Raw genomic sequence first — 14,376 nt, 5'->3', positions numbered from 1 at the left:
GGCGGTCGCCCGCGCGCCGCTAGACTGGACGCACACAAGCAACCTTTAACACCGTCCTGTGAGGCGGAGAAGGGAGCGGCGGATGACCTCGCGCATCGTCTTGCACGACAGCGAAATCGCCCGCGCACTCACGCGCATCTCTCACGAGATCCTCGAGTCGAACAAGGGCCCCGACGGGCTCGTGCTCCTCGGGATCCCCACCCGCGGCGTCACCCTCGCCGAACGGATCGCAGCGCTCATCGCCTCGTTCACGGGTGTGACCGTCCCGGTCGGCTCGCTCGACGTCACAATGTACCGCGACGACCTGCACCGGAACCCGACGCGCACGCCCCGCCCGACCGAGATCCCGGCTGACGGCATCGACGCGAAGACCGTGGTCCTCGTCGACGACGTGCTCTTCTCGGGCAGGTCCATCCGCGCCGCGCTGGACGCGCTGCAGGACATCGGCCGTCCCGGCGTCGTGCGGCTCGCGATCCTCGTCGACCGCGGCCACCGCGAGCTGCCGATCCGCCCCGACTTCGTCGGCAAGAACCTGCCGAGCTCGCGCGACGAGCGTGTGAACGTCCGCCTCGCCGACGTCGACGGCGCCGAGGAGGTGACCATCGCCTCATGAGGCACCTCCTCGACACCCGTACCCTCGCGCGCGAGGACGCCCTCCGCATCCTCGACGTCGCGGAGGACATGCGCGACACGCAGTCCCGCGAGATCAAGAAGCTGCCGACGCTCCGGGGCAAGACGGTCGTCAACCTCTTCTTCGAGGACTCGACGCGCACCCGGATCTCGTTCGAGGCGGCGGCCAAGCGGCTCTCCGCCGACGTCATCAACTTCTCGGCGAAGGGCTCGTCGGTCTCGAAGGGCGAATCGCTCCAGGACACGGCGCAGACCCTGCAGGCCATGGGGGCGGATGCGGTCGTCATCCGCCACGGCGCGTCCGGTGCCCCGCACACGCTCGCCACGAGCGGCTGGATCTCCGCCGGCGTCCTGAACGCCGGCGACGGGACGCACGAGCACCCGACGCAGGCGCTGCTCGACGCCTTCACGATCCGCAAGCGCTTCTTCGGCGACGACAGCCGGGGACGCGATCTGTCGGGCCTGCACGTCGCGATCGTGGGGGACATCCTCCACTCCCGCGTCGCGCGGTCGAATGTGTGGCTCCTGACGACCCTCGGGGCCCGCGTCACCCTCGTGGCGCCGCCCACCCTCGTCCCGCAGGACGTGTCGGCCTGGCCGGTCACGGTCGTCTACGACCTCGATCAGGCGATCGCCGACGCCCCCGACGCGGTCATGATGCTGCGCATCCAGCTCGAGCGCATGAGCGCGGCCTATTTCCCGACTGAGCGGGAGTATTCGCGTCGCTGGGGATTGGATGTCGCGCGGATGGCCGCGCTTCCGACCGATAGCATTGTCATGCATCCCGGGCCCATGAACCGGGGTCTGGAGATCTCCGCCGACGCCGCCGATTCGCCACGCTCGACCGTTCTCGAACAGGTCGCGAACGGGGTGTCGGTGCGCATGGCGGCGCTCTACCTGCTCCTGGCGGGGGAGCGGTCCACGAACCACGCACAGGAGGAGGCCCGATGAGCGAGACCATCCTCATCCGCGGAGCGCGGATCGACGGCGGCATCGCCGCCGACATCCTGATCCGGGACGGTGTCATCGCCGAGCTGGGGTCCGGACTCAGCGCCGCGGGAGCACGGACCGTGGATGCCGACGGCCTGATCGCTCTGCCGGGACTTGTCGACCTGCACACCCACCTCCGCGAGCCCGGCTACGAGGCGTCCGAGACGATCCTCACCGGCTCGCGTGCGGCCGCCGCGGGCGGCTACACGACGGTGTTCGCGATGCCGAACACCTCGCCCGTCGCCGACACCGCCGGTGTCGTGGAGCAGGAGCTCGCCCTCGGCGAAGCGGCCGGGTACGTCCACGTGCAGCCGATCGGTGCGGTCACCGTCGGGCAGAGGGGCGAGCGTCTGGCGGAGCTCGGGGCGATGGCGTCCTCACGCGCCCGGGTCCGCGTCTTCAGCGACGACGGCTTCTGCGTGTTCGATCCGCTCATCATGCGGCGTGCGCTGGAGTACGTGAAGTCCTTCGACGGCGTCGTCGCTCAGCACGCACAGGACCCCCGGCTCACCGAGGGTGCGCAGATGAACGAGGGCACCGTGTCGGCCGAGCTCGGGCTCACCGGGTGGCCGGCCGTCGCCGAGGAGTCGATCATCGCGCGCGACGTCCTGCTCGCCGAGCACGTCGGTTCCCGCCTGCACGTGTGCCACCTCTCCACCGCGGGATCGGTCGACCTCATCCGGTGGGCGAAGAAGCGCGGCATCCACGTCACCGCGGAGGTGACGCCCCACCACCTCCTTCTCACCGAGGACCTCGTGCGCGGGTACGACCCGCGCTTCAAGGTGAATCCGCCGCTGCGGCGCGACGAGGACGTCCTCGCCGTCCGCGAGGGCCTCGCCGACGGCACGATCGACATCGTCGCCACCGACCACGCACCGCACCCGGCCGAGGCCAAGACGTGCGAGTGGCAGGCCGCCGCGAACGGCATGGTCGGACTCGAGTCCGCGCTCCGCGTCGTGCACGCCGCCATGATCGAGACCGGCCTGCTCGAGTGGGCCGACGTCGCGCGCGTCATGTCGACCGCCCCGGCGCGGATCGGCCGGCTCACCGAGGCCGGCACCCCGCTCGCCGTCGGAGCGCCGGCATCCCTCACCCTTTACGACGCGGCCCCGGTCCGGGCGTTCGGCACGGATGACCTGCGCGGCCGCAGCGTCAACTCGCCGTACCTCGGCAGGGAACTGCCGGGCGAGGTCCGCGCGACGTTCTTCCGCGGTCGTCAGACCGTGACCGACGGCGCCGTCGTCGACGAGGTCGCCTCGTGAGCCGCGAGGCCGCCGTCCTCGTCATGGCGGCGGTCGCCGCGGTGCTGATCCTCGCGGGGCTCCTCGCGTGGCGACGACGATCCCGGCGGGATGCGGGCCTGACCGCTCCCGTCGGCGAGGCTCCGGCCGGCGCGGTGACGCGGCTTCAGTCCGAGGGACTGTACGTCGCGACGACGCGTCACGACGAGCCGCTCGAGCGGCTCGCCATCCGCGGGCTGGCCTTCCGGTCCCGCGTCGACGTCACCGTCACCGACCGCGGCGTCGCCCTCGACCTCACCGGCCAGCCGCGGGTCTTCCTCGGTGCGGACCGCCTCGTCGCCGCAGGACAGGCCACGGTCGCGATCGACCGGGTCGTCGAGCGCGACGGGCTCGTCCGGGTCGCGTGGACGACGCCGGAAGGCACCCTCGTCGACAGCTACCTCCGCCCGCAGGACACCTCGGCCCGCTCGCTCGCCGACGCGATCGTCCAGGTCCTCCCCGCCACCCCCACTCCCACCTCCCCCCAGCAGACTCCCGGAAGCGACGCATGAGCATTCAGAGATTCCAGGCTCCCGAACCCGCCGTCCTCGTCCTCGAAGACGGCTCCCGACACCCCGGCCACGCCTACGGGGCGCGCGGCACCACCCTCGGCGAGGTCGTCTTCGCCACCGCGATGACCGGCTACCAGGAGACGATCACCGACCCGTCCTACGCGGGTCAGATCGTCCTGCAGACCGCACCCCACATCGGCAACACCGGCATGAACGGCGAGGACCACGAGTCCCGCCGCATCTGGGTGTCGGGCTACGTCGTGCGCGACCCTTCGCGCATCGTCTCCAGCTGGCGCGCCGACCACTCGCTCGAGGACGCCCTCGTCCGAGACGGAATCGTCGGCATCAGCGGTGTCGACACCCGCGCCGTGACCCGTGTCCTCCGTTCGGCCGGCTCCATGCGCGGCGGCGTCTTCTCGGGGGATGCCGCAGCCCTCGCCGATGACGAGCAGCTGCGCATCGTGCGCGAGGCACCCGAGATGAGCGGGCAGAACCTGTCCGCCGACGTCTCGGTGCTCGCCGCGGAGGTGACCCCCGCCGTCGGCGAGAAGATCGGCAACCTCGCGATCCTCGACCTCGGGGTGAAGCAGGCGACCGTGAACAACCTCGCGGCCCGCGGGTTCGAGGTCCACGTCCTGCCGCAGTCGATCACCTTCGCCGACGTCCAGGCGATCGACCCCGTCGCCGTCTTCTATTCGAACGGTCCCGGTGACCCGGCGGCCTCCGATCGACACGTCGCGCTGCTGCGCGAGGTGCTCGACGCCGGCCTGCCCTTCTTCGGCATCTGCTTCGGCAACCAGCTGTTCGGCCGCGCGCTGGGCTTCGGCACCTACAAGCTGCCGTTCGGCCACCGCGGCATCAACCAGCCCGTCCTCGACAAGACGACGGGCCGCGTCGAGATCACCGCGCACAACCACGGCTTCGCCGTCGACGCGCCGATCGAGGGCGTCGTCGACAGCCCGAACGGCTACGGACGCGTCGAGGTGAGCCACGTCGGCCTCAACGACGACGTCGTGGAGGGCCTGCGCGCCCTCGACATCCCGGCGTTCAGCGTGCAGTACCACCCCGAGGCAGCCGCCGGTCCGCACGACGCCAACTACCTCTTCGACCGCTTCCGCGACCTCGTGATCGCCACTCAGGAGACGACCCAGAATGCCTAAGCGCGACGACATCAACAGCGTCCTCGTCATCGGCTCCGGCCCGATCGTCATCGGTCAGGCCTGCGAGTTTGACTACTCCGGCACCCAGGCGTGCCGGGTGCTCCGCGAGGAGGGCGTGCGCGTCATCCTCGTGAACTCGAACCCGGCCACGATCATGACCGACCCCGACTTCGCCGACGCCACCTACGTCGAGCCGATCACCCCCGAGGTCATCGAGACGATCATCGCGAAGGAGAAGCCCGACGCGATCCTCCCGACCCTCGGCGGCCAGACCGCTCTGAACGCGGCGATGGCCCTCCACGACCGCGGCATCCTCGAGAAGTACGGCGTCGAACTCATCGGTGCCAAGGTGGACGCCATTCGCAAGGGCGAGGACCGGCAGGTCTTCAAGGAGCTCGTCCTGGAGTCCGGCGCCGATGTCGCCCGCAGCGTCATCGCCCACACGATGGACGACCTGCTCGCCGGTGCCGCCGAGCTCGGCTACCCGCTCGTGGTCCGTCCCTCCTTCACGATGGGCGGGCTCGGTTCGGGCTTCGCGTACAACGAGGAGGACCTCCGTCGCATCGGCGGCGCAGGTCTTCGTGACTCCCCGACGACCGAGGTGCTCCTGGAGGAGTCGATCCTCGGCTGGAAGGAGTACGAGCTCGAGCTCATGCGCGACACCGCCGACAACACGGTCGTCGTGTGCTCCATCGAGAACGTCGACCCGGTCGGCGTCCACACCGGCGACTCGATCACCGTCGCACCCGCGCTGACGCTCACCGACCGCGAGTACCAGAAGCTCCGCGACATCGGCATCGACATCATCCGCGCCGTGGGTGTCGACACCGGTGGCTGCAACATCCAGTTCGCCGTCGACCCGGCGACCGGCCGGATCATCGTCATCGAGATGAACCCGCGCGTCTCGCGTTCGTCGGCGCTCGCCTCGAAGGCGACCGGCTTCCCGATCGCCAAGCTCGCCGCCAAGCTCGCGATCGGGTACCGCCTCGACGAGGTGCCCAACGACATCACGAAGGCGACGCCGGCCAGCTTCGAGCCGACCCTCGACTACGTCGTCGTGAAGGTGCCGCGGTTCAACTTCGAGAAGTTCCCCGCCGCCGACACCACCCTCACGACGACCATGAAGTCGGTCGGCGAGGCGATGGCCATCGGTCGCAACTACACGACGGCGCTGCAGAAGGCACTCCGGTCGCTCGAGAAGCGCGGCTCCAGCTTCCACTGGGGACCCGAGGCGCGCTCCGTCGACGAGCTGCTCGAGATCGCGAAGACGCCGACCGACGGTCGTATCGTCGTGCTGCAGCAGGCTCTCCGCAAGGGGGCGACGCTCGAGCAGGCCTTCGACGCGACCGCGATCGACCCGTGGTTCCTGGACCAGATGATCCTCATCAACGAGGTCGCCGACTACATCCGCGAGGCCGACGAGCTCACCGAGGACGTCCTGCGACTCGCCAAGGACCACGGCTTCAGCGACGCCCAGATCGCGGAGCTCCGCGGGCTCGGCGAAGCGGACGTGCGCGGCATCCGCCACGGCTTCGGACTGCGCCCCGTGTACAAGACGGTCGACACGTGCGCGGGCGAGTTCCCGGCGCTCACGCCGTACCACTACTCCTCGTACGACCGTGAGACCGAGGTCACGCCCAGCGCGGGACGGAAGGTCGTCATCATCGGCTCGGGGCCCAACCGCATCGGCCAGGGCGTCGAGTTCGACTACTCGTGCGTGCACGCGTCCTTCGCGCTGTCGGATGCCGGCTTCGAGACCATCATGGTCAACTGCAATCCCGAGACCGTCTCGACCGACTACGACACGAGCGACCGGCTGTACTTCGAGCCGCTGACACTCGAGGACGTGCTCGAGGTCCTGCACGCCGAGGCGCAGTCCGGCGAGATCGTCGGCGTCATCTGCCAGCTCGGCGGTCAGACCCCCCTCGGGCTCGCGAAGGGGATCGAGGCCGCCGGCTACACCATCCTCGGTACCAAGCCGGCCGCTATCGACATCGCGGAGGAGCGCGAGCAGTTCTCGCAGCTGCTGGAGCGCGCCGGTCTCATGGCGCCGCGTCACGGCACCGCCACCGACGAGGCCGGTGCGATCGCGATCGCCGAGGAGATCGGATACCCGGTGCTCGTCCGCCCGAGCTTCGTGCTCGGCGGTCGCGGCATGGAGATCGTGTACGACACCGAGAGCCTGCGCGACTACTTCGTCCGCATCGCCGACCAGGCGATCATCCGCGACGACGCGCCGCTGCTGGTCGACCGCTTCCTGGACGACGCCGTCGAGATCGACGTCGACGCTCTCTTCGACGGCGAGCAGCTCTACATCGGCGGCGTCATGGAGCACCTCGAGGAGGCCGGTATCCACTCCGGCGACTCCTCGTGCACCCTGCCGCCGATGTCGCTCGGACGCGGCGAGATCGACCGGGTCCGCACGGCGACGCACGCGATCGCCGAGGGAGTCGGCGTACGCGGGCTGCTGAACGTGCAGTTCGCGGTCTCGGCCGGCGTGCTGTACGTCATCGAGGCGAACCCGCGCGCGTCGCGCACCGTGCCGTTCGTGTCCAAGGCCCTCGGCATCCCGATGGCCAAGGCCGCGAGCCGCATCATGGCGGGCGCGTCGATCGCCGAGCTCATCGCCGAGGGGCTGCTGCCGGAGCAGGACGGCTCGCGGGTCCCGCTGGACGCCCCCGTCGCGGTCAAGGAGGCCGTGCTGCCGTTCAAGCGGTTCCGCACCGCCGACGGCCGGACCGTCGACTCGGTCCTCGGCCCCGAGATGCGCTCCACCGGTGAGGTCATGGGCATCGACCGCGACTTCCCGACCGCGTTCGCCAAGAGCCAGGCGGCGGCGTACGGCGGGATGCCGACCTCGGGCACGGTATTCCTCTCCGTGGCCGACGACGACAAGCGCGCCGTCATCCTCCCCGCCCACCGGCTGCAGGAGCTCGGCTACACCCTCGTCGCGACCGAGGGGACAGCCGAGATCCTCGCGCGCAACGGCATCCGGGTGGAGGTCGTGTCGAAGTACTCCGAGACGCAGGACTCCGGCGAGTCCAACGTCGTCGACCTCATCAACGCGGGGGAGATCGACATCGTCGTGAACACCCCATCGGGCGGCATCGCCCGCGCCGACGGGTACGAGATCCGCGCCGCCGCCGTGGCCGCCGACAAGGCGTTGTTCACCACGATGGCCGTGCTCGGCGCCGCCGTCTCGGCGATGCCGGTGCTGCGCGAAGGGTTCGCGGTCCGCAGTCTGCAGGAGTACACCGCGGACCGGAAGGCGGCGGTGTGACCTCATTCGGGTCGCGGCTGGCCGCGGCGGTCGACGCCCGCGGCCGGCTGTGCGTCGGGATCGACCCCCACGCGTCCCTCCTGGACGCGTGGGGGCTCCCGGCATCCGCTGAGGGCGTCCGTGAGTTCGGCCTGCGTGTCGTGGATGCCGCGCGCAGCCGAGTCGGCGTGGTCAAGCCGCAGGTCGCGTTCTTCGAGAGGTACGGGTCCGCGGGGTTCGCGGCACTCGAGGAAGTCATCGGCACTGCTCGCGCCGCGGGGCTCCTCGTGATCGCGGACGCCAAGCGCGGCGACATCGGCACGACGATGGACGGGTACGCCGAGGCGTGGCTCGCAGCGGGATCGCCGCTCGAGTCGGATGCCGTCACCGTGAGCCCGTACCTGGGCCCGGATTCCCTGCGAGGCACGATCGCGACGGCCGTCCGCGAGGGCAAAGGCGTGTACGTCCTCGCCGCCACGAGCAATCCGGAGGCGGCGGGTCTGCAGTCCGCCGAGGTGACCGTGGTCGACGCGGAGCGGGGCCAGACGGTCGCGGACTGGGTCGCGCAGCGCGCCGGATCCGTCAATTCGTCGGCGGTCGTCGGGGACGACCGCTTCGGACCGGTCGGGTTCGTCGTCGGGGCTACAGTGGAACGCGCCGATCTCGGCCTGTCGGATGCCTCGCTGCTCCGCGCGTCGATCCTGGCACCGGGATTCGGCGCGCAGGGCGCCCGCCTGCGCGACCTCGGCGAACGGTTCGGTCCGCTCGCCTCCCAGGTGCTTGCCAGCGCGAGCCGCAGCATCCTCGGTGCCGGTCCCGACGGGATCGGCGCGGCCATCGACACCCACAACTCCGAACTCCAGGACGCCCGACATGCCTGACTCCCGTACCCCTCCCGAGGTCGATCGCGCCGCCGCGTCGCGACGCGCCGTGGCCGCCCGCCGCGAGCGCGCCGCGCTCAAGCGCGACGTGTCGACGCGCGTCATCAGTCCGCAGGATCTGCTGCGGCGCGCGTGGGCGGAGCCCCAGTCCGCGGCCGCGGCGATGCGGGTCACGGAGTTCCTGACGGCGATCCCCGCGATCGGCGAGGGCAAGCGGGACCGCATCCTCGCCGACCTGCAGATCGCGCCGGTGAAGAAGATCGGCGGTCTCGGCATCCGTCAGCGGCAGGTCCTCCAGGACTACCTCGATCGGCGCCTGCCCGAGCCCCGGGCCCGCGGCGAGCGCAGCCGGCTGATCGTTCTCGCAGGCCCTACGGCCGTCGGCAAGGGGACGGTCGCCGCGCACATCAAGGAGCACCACCCCGAGATCCTGCTGTCCGTGTCGGCGACAACGCGTCCGCCGCGGCCGGGGGAGGTCGAGGGCGAGCATTACTTCTTCGTCGACGACGCGGAGTTCGACCGCATGGTCCGGGACGACGAGCTGCTTGAGCACGCGACCGTCCACAACGCCTATCGGTACGGGACGCCGCGGCGCCCCATCGACGCCGCCCTCGCCGAGGGTCGCACGGTCCTCCTCGAGATCGATCTCCAGGGCGCCCGTCAGGTGCGGGCGGCGGCGCCGGACGCGACGCTCGTGTTCCTCCTGCCGCCGAGCTGGGACGAGCTCGTGAACCGCCTCGTCGGTCGGGGCACCGAGGGCGAGGAGGAGCGTGCTCGACGGTTGAAGACCGCCCGCGTCGAGCTCGCCTCGCAGGGCGAGTTCGACTACCGGGTCGTGAATGACGACGTCGCTCGGGCGGCAGCCGAGGTCGCGACCCTCGCCCGCTGACACCCGCAGGGTGCGGTTCGTTTCAGACCGTTACAGCCGATGAGGCGGGACGACGGCGGTCCGGGAAGCTGGACGCATGTCCCCCGTCCTGACCGCCGCCGAGCGTGCGTCGACGCCGCCGGCTCCGCGCGGTGCCGTCTCGCTGTCGGGCGTCGACCGGACCTTCGCGGGGGCGAAGGGCCCGGTTCCGGTGCTCCGCGGCATCGACCTGACGCTCGAGCCGGGTGAGATCGTCGCCGTCGTCGGCCCCTCCGGGTGCGGCAAGTCGACCCTCCTCCGTCTGCTGGCGGGTCTCGACACGCCGACCGCCGGAACGGTGACCGTCGACGGCACACCGCTCCGCGACACCGACGAGCGCACCGCGGTCGCGTTCCAGGAGCCGCGTCTGCTGCCGTGGCGCACCATCGCCGAGAACGTCGAGCTCGGGATGCCGCGCGGCACCGCTCGTGCTGCGGCGAAGGCCCGTGTGGCCGAGCTCCTCGACCTCGTGGGTCTGACCTCCGCCGCCGCGCGTCGCCCCCGCGAGGTCTCGGGCGGCATGGCGCAGCGCGCATCGCTCGCGCGCGCCCTCGCCCGTGGACCGGAGGTGCTTCTGCTCGACGAGCCGTTCGGCGCCCTCGACGCGCTCACCCGACTGCGCATGCAGGACCTCCTTCTCGACATCCACTCCGCCGAACCGACGACCGTCGTCCTCGTGACGCACGACGTCGAAGAAGCCCTTTACCTCGCCGACCGCGTGCTGCAGCTGCGCGCGATCGACGCCGATTCCGCGGAGTCCTCTGTCGCCCGCGTCATCGACGTCCCCGGCACCCGCCCCCGTGACCGTGCCGACCACGGTTTCACGGACCTCCGCGCCGAGCTCCTCGACGGACTCGGCGTCGTCACCCACCGCACGACCCTCCAGGAGACCCGATGAGCACCGTCATCCGCCGCACCGCCCCCACGATCGTCGTGGCGGGAGCGGTGATGCTCATGGCCACGGGCTGCCTCGCGGGCGAGAACGCCGCATCCACGTCCGAGGAGACGGGGGACTGGTCGACCGACACGCTCTCGATCGACTTCGCGACGTACAACCCGCTCAGCCTCGTCGTGAAGGATCAGGGTCTGATCGAAAAGGCGCTCGGCGACGACGTCGACGTGGAGTGGACGCAGTCCGCGGGGTCCAACAAGGCCAACGAACTGCTGCGCGCCGGTTCGCTCGACGTCGGCTCCACCGCCGGCTCCGCCGCGCTGCTCGCCCGCGCCAACGGCTCGCCGATCAAGGTCATCGACGTCTACTCTCAGCCCGAGTGGTCGGCGATCGTGGTCGGCCCCGACAGTGACATCACGTCAGTAGCCGACCTCAAGGGCAAGAAGGTCGCCGCGACCAGCGGCACCGATCCCTACTTCTTCCTCCTGCAGGCCCTCGAGACGGCGGGACTCAGCGTCTCGGACGTCGAGGTCCAGAACCTGCAGCACGCCGACGGGCGGTCCGCCCTCGACGGCGGCTCCGTCGACGCGTGGGCGGGTCTCGACCCGATCATGGCCGCCGCAGAGGTTGAGTCGGGTGACCAGCTGATCTACCGCAACGTCGACTTCAACTCCTACGGCTTCCTCAACGCCACGGAGGAGTTCCTCACCGACCACGCCGACGTCGCCCAGGTCGTCGTCGACGCGTACGAAGACGCCCGCGAGTGGGCACTCGCGAACCCCGACGAGACCGCCGCGCTCCTCGCCGATGTGGCGGGCGTCGACCCCGCGGTCGCCACGACCGTGATCACCGAGCGCTCGAACCTCGACGTCAGCGGCATCCCCGGTGACGCGCAGCTGACCGTGCTGAAGAAGATCGCGCCGGTCCTCGTCGACTCCGACGCGGTGACCGGCGGGCAGGCCGCCGTCGATGAGGCACTCGACACGATCGTCGAGCCGACGTTCGCCGAGAAGGCCGCGGGCTGATCATGACGGCCTCCGCAGAGGCGACCTCCACCGCCGCGGCGCCCCCGGGCGCGGCGGCGGTGCGGCCGTTCTGGTCCCGCACGAGCGTCCGGGTCCTCGGCGGTCTCGTCGTCCCGCTCGCGCTCCTCGGACTCTGGCAGGCGGTCACGGCGTTCGGGCTGATCCCGACCTACCGGCTTCCCGCGCCGCTCGACGTCGTGAATGCGGCGGTCCGTCTGGCCGAGGACGGCACGCTCTGGCGTCACGTCGCCATCTCTGTTCAGCGGGTGGTCCTCGGCTTCGCGGCCGGGTCGATCGTCGGACTCGCCGTCGCAGCAGTCGTCGGCCTCACCCGTTCCGGCGACGTGCTCCTGAGTCCCATCCTCGCGGCGTTCCGCGCCATCCCATCGCTGGCACTCGTGCCGCTGCTGCTGCTGTGGATGGGTATCGGGGAAGAGCCCAAGGTGACCCTCGTGGCGATCGGCGCCTTCTTCCCCGTCTTCACCACCGTTGCCGGCGCCCTTCGTCATGTCGACCCGCATCTCGTCGAGATGGCGCGATCCTTCGGTCTGCGCGGGTGGGAGCTTTTCCGCACCGTGCAGCTGCCCGCGACCGTCCCTTCGCTCGTCTCGGGCCTGCGTCTCGCGCTGGCGCAGTCGTGGCTGTTCCTGGTCGCCGCCGAGCTCATCTCCGCCTCGATGGGGCTCGGCTACCTCCTGACCGATTCGCAGAGCACGGGGCGCGTCGACCGGATCTTCCTCGCGATCGTGGTCCTCGCGGGCCTGGGCGTCCTCTCGAACGCCGTCGTCACCCTTCTTCAGCGTCGAGTGCTGCGGAGATGGTCGTGACGGCGCCGGGGATAGACGAGCTGCGTCTCGTCGAGACACGCACCTACCCCGCGCCCGCTGCGTTCGCGGCCCACGCCAACGTGACCGCCTCGGCCTACGCGGATGCGGCGGCAGACCCCGTCGGCTTCTGGGAGGCTGCGGCCCACCGCCTCGAGTGGGCGACCCCCTGGCACACCGCGCTCGACTGGCGGCCGCCCGTCCGCTCCGCCGACGGTGAACTCACCGTGCCGGCTGCCCGGTGGTTCGACGGCGGCACCCTGAACGTCGCCGTCAACTGCGTCGACCGTCACGTCGATGCCGGCCGCGGTGACAAGGTGGCCCTGCACTTCGAGGGCGAGCCCGGCGACCGCACGAGCGTCACCTACGCGGACCTGCAGCGTCGGGTCTCGCAGGCGGCGAACGCACTCGTCGCCCTCGGCATCCGTCCAGGCGATCGCGTCGTGGTGTACCTGCCGGTCCTCGTCGAGACGGTCGTGATCACCCTCGCCTGTGCACGGGTCGGCGCCGTCCACTCCCTCGTATTCGGCGGCTTCTCGGCCGAAGCGCTGCGCTTCCGTCTCGAGGACACGGGCGCCAAGCTCCTCGTCACCAGCGACGGCCAGTTCCGTCGCGGGGGAGCGGTCGAGGTGAAATCCGCCGCGGATGCCGCCGCAAGCGGCCTCTCCGCCCTCGAGCACGTCCTCGTCGTGCGGCGCACCGGCCACGACGTCGCGTGGGTCCCCGGTCGCGACGTCTGGTGGCACGGGCTCGTCGACACCGCCTCGCCCGTCCACGAAGCGCCAGCGTTCGAGGCGGAGCATCCGCTCTTCATCATCTACACCTCGGGGACGACGGGGAAGCCGAAGGGCCTCGTCCACACCTCGGGCGGCTACCTCGCCCATGCGAGCTGGGCCCACTGGGCGCACTTCGACGCGAAGCCTGACGACGTGCACTGGTGCACCGCCGACCTCGCCTGGGTGACGGCGCACACCTACGAGATCTACGGTCCGCTCTCGAACGGACTCACGCAGGTGATCTACGAGGGCACGCCCGACGCACCGCACCGTGAGCGTCACCTCGAGATCATCGAGCGCTACGGCGTCACGGTGTACTACACGGCGCCCACCCTCATCCGCACCTTCATGACGTGGTTCGGGGAGGACCTGCCCGCCGGGCACGACCTCTCGAGCATCCGCCTCCTGGGCACGGTGGGCGAGGCGATCAACCCGGCAGCGTGGGCCTGGTTCCGCCGTGCGTTCGGCCGCGACGAGGTTCCCGTCGTCGACACCTGGTGGCAGTCCGAGACCGGTGCGGCGATGATCGCACCGCTGCCCGGCGTGACGACCCTCAAACCCGGCTCGGCGACCGTCCCGCTGCCGGGGATCGACGCGGCCGTCGTCGACGCCGAGGGCCGCGAGGTCGAGCCGGGACGCTCCGGCACACTCGTCGTCCGGCGGCCGTGGCCCGGGATGGCCCGCACCGTCTGGGGCGACCCGGCGCGCTACCGGGACTCGTACTGGTCGGCCTACGCGGGTCACGGCGAGCACGGTGGCTACTACGTCGCCGGCGACGGCGCGACACGGGACGCGGACGGGCACATCTGGATCCTCGGTCGTCTCGATGATGTCGTGAACGTCTCGGGTCACCGCCTCTCGACGATCGAGATAGAGTCCGCCCTCGTCGCACACGGGTCCGTGGGGGAGGCGGGGACCACCGGCGTCGCCGACCCGGTCACCGGCCACGCCGTCGCCGCGTTCGTCGTCCCGTCCGGTCCCGTGGAGCCTGCCGCCGACGAACTCCGCGCACACGTCGCGCGCGAGATCGGACCGGTCGCGAAGCCGCGTCACGTCGTGATCGTCCCCGACCTTCCGAAGACGCGCTCCGGCAAGATCCTCCGGCGGCTGCTCGCCCAGCTGTGGGAGGCCGAACAGGACCGTCGTGCCGGCCGAGAACCCGCACCACTGGGCGACACGACGTCGCTGCAGAACCCCGACGCCGTCGCGCGCATCGCCGCCGCCCTCGCCGCGGCCTGAC

At 70.9% G+C, this 14,376-nt stretch carries 12 protein-coding genes; all 12 read left to right on the top strand.

Going from position 1 to position 14,376, the window contains the following annotated elements; genetic code table 11:
• Positions 1–82 precede the first annotated feature (82 nt).
• The 12 genes from pyrR to acs all read left to right on the top strand — a co-directional run bounded on the left by pyrR (position 83) and on the right by acs (position 14,375).
• Positions 83–613, top strand: a complete 531-nt coding sequence (gene pyrR, locus AB0259_RS05015) for a bifunctional pyr operon transcriptional regulator/uracil phosphoribosyltransferase PyrR (RefSeq protein WP_366220300.1) — start codon at positions 83–85, stop codon at positions 611–613.
• The gene (locus AB0259_RS05010; RefSeq protein WP_366220301.1) at positions 610–1,581 is read left to right on the top strand and encodes an aspartate carbamoyltransferase catalytic subunit; all 972 of its coding nucleotides are present in this window, start codon (positions 610–612) and stop codon (positions 1,579–1,581) included. The genes pyrR and AB0259_RS05010 overlap by 4 nt, the downstream gene beginning before the upstream one ends.
• Positions 1,578–2,882 (top strand): dihydroorotase, encoded by a 1,305-nt coding sequence (locus tag AB0259_RS05005; RefSeq protein ID WP_366220302.1) that lies wholly within the window; start codon positions 1,578–1,580, stop codon positions 2,880–2,882. The genes AB0259_RS05010 and AB0259_RS05005 overlap by 4 nt, the downstream gene beginning before the upstream one ends.
• Positions 2,879–3,412: a hypothetical protein gene (locus AB0259_RS05000; RefSeq protein WP_251580764.1), complete on the top strand. Its 534-nt coding sequence runs from the start codon at positions 2,879–2,881 to the stop codon at positions 3,410–3,412. The genes AB0259_RS05005 and AB0259_RS05000 overlap by 4 nt, the downstream gene beginning before the upstream one ends.
• Positions 3,409–4,572 (top strand): glutamine-hydrolyzing carbamoyl-phosphate synthase small subunit, encoded by a 1,164-nt coding sequence (carA, locus tag AB0259_RS04995; protein ID WP_366220304.1) that lies wholly within the window; start codon positions 3,409–3,411, stop codon positions 4,570–4,572. Before AB0259_RS05000 ends, carA begins: the two co-directional genes overlap by 4 nt.
• Positions 4,565–7,852, top strand: a complete 3,288-nt coding sequence (gene carB / locus AB0259_RS04990) for a carbamoyl-phosphate synthase large subunit (protein WP_251580776.1) — start codon at positions 4,565–4,567, stop codon at positions 7,850–7,852. Before carA ends, carB begins: the two co-directional genes overlap by 8 nt.
• Positions 7,849–8,712, top strand: coding sequence for an orotidine-5'-phosphate decarboxylase (pyrF, locus tag AB0259_RS04985; RefSeq protein WP_366220309.1), 864 nt, complete (start codon positions 7,849–7,851; stop codon positions 8,710–8,712). The genes carB and pyrF overlap by 4 nt, the downstream gene beginning before the upstream one ends.
• The gene (gmk, locus tag AB0259_RS04980; RefSeq protein ID WP_366220312.1) at positions 8,705–9,601 is read left to right on the top strand and encodes a guanylate kinase; all 897 of its coding nucleotides are present in this window, start codon (positions 8,705–8,707) and stop codon (positions 9,599–9,601) included. Before pyrF ends, gmk begins: the two co-directional genes overlap by 8 nt.
• Positions 9,602–9,677: 76 nt before the next feature.
• The gene (locus tag AB0259_RS04975; RefSeq protein ID WP_366220313.1) at positions 9,678–10,517 is read left to right on the top strand and encodes an ABC transporter ATP-binding protein; all 840 of its coding nucleotides are present in this window, start codon (positions 9,678–9,680) and stop codon (positions 10,515–10,517) included.
• Positions 10,514–11,536, top strand: a complete 1,023-nt coding sequence (locus tag AB0259_RS04970) for an aliphatic sulfonate ABC transporter substrate-binding protein (protein WP_366220315.1) — start codon at positions 10,514–10,516, stop codon at positions 11,534–11,536. The genes AB0259_RS04975 and AB0259_RS04970 overlap by 4 nt, the downstream gene beginning before the upstream one ends.
• Positions 11,537–11,538: 2 nt before the next feature.
• A complete protein-coding gene (locus AB0259_RS04965) occupies positions 11,539–12,363 on the top strand; it encodes an ABC transporter permease (protein ID WP_366220317.1) in 825 nt (274 codons plus the stop codon).
• Positions 12,354–14,375, top strand: a complete 2,022-nt coding sequence (acs, locus tag AB0259_RS04960) for an acetate--CoA ligase (RefSeq protein WP_366220319.1) — start codon at positions 12,354–12,356, stop codon at positions 14,373–14,375. The genes AB0259_RS04965 and acs overlap by 10 nt, the downstream gene beginning before the upstream one ends.
• Position 14,376: the final 1 nt, after the last annotated feature.

Origin of the sequence: Microbacterium sp. NPDC080005 (assembly GCF_040702445.1) — a bacterium.
Classification (GTDB): Bacteria; Actinomycetota; Actinomycetes; order Actinomycetales; family Microbacteriaceae; genus Microbacterium; species Microbacterium oleivorans_D.
The sequence above is the reverse complement of the archived record's forward strand: the minus strand, read 5'-3'. Positions and strand labels throughout refer to the sequence as shown.

Coding starts and splice junctions, on each gene's coding strand:
- AB0259_RS04975 (WP_366220313.1), top strand. CDS start 9,678: ATGTCCCCCGTCCTGACCGCCGCCGAGCGTGCGTCGACGCCGCCGGCT.
- carA (WP_366220304.1), top strand. CDS start 3,409: ATGAGCATTCAGAGATTCCAGGCTCCCGAACCCGCCGTCCTCGTCCTC.
- AB0259_RS04965 (WP_366220317.1), top strand. CDS start 11,539: ATGACGGCCTCCGCAGAGGCGACCTCCACCGCCGCGGCGCCCCCGGGC.
- pyrR (WP_366220300.1), top strand. CDS start 83: ATGACCTCGCGCATCGTCTTGCACGACAGCGAAATCGCCCGCGCACTC.
- gmk (WP_366220312.1), top strand. CDS start 8,705: ATGCCTGACTCCCGTACCCCTCCCGAGGTCGATCGCGCCGCCGCGTCG.
- acs (WP_366220319.1), top strand. CDS start 12,354: ATGGTCGTGACGGCGCCGGGGATAGACGAGCTGCGTCTCGTCGAGACA.
- carB (WP_251580776.1), top strand. CDS start 4,565: ATGCCTAAGCGCGACGACATCAACAGCGTCCTCGTCATCGGCTCCGGC.
- AB0259_RS05005 (WP_366220302.1), top strand. CDS start 1,578: ATGAGCGAGACCATCCTCATCCGCGGAGCGCGGATCGACGGCGGCATC.
- AB0259_RS05010 (WP_366220301.1), top strand. CDS start 610: ATGAGGCACCTCCTCGACACCCGTACCCTCGCGCGCGAGGACGCCCTC.
- AB0259_RS04970 (WP_366220315.1), top strand. CDS start 10,514: ATGAGCACCGTCATCCGCCGCACCGCCCCCACGATCGTCGTGGCGGGA.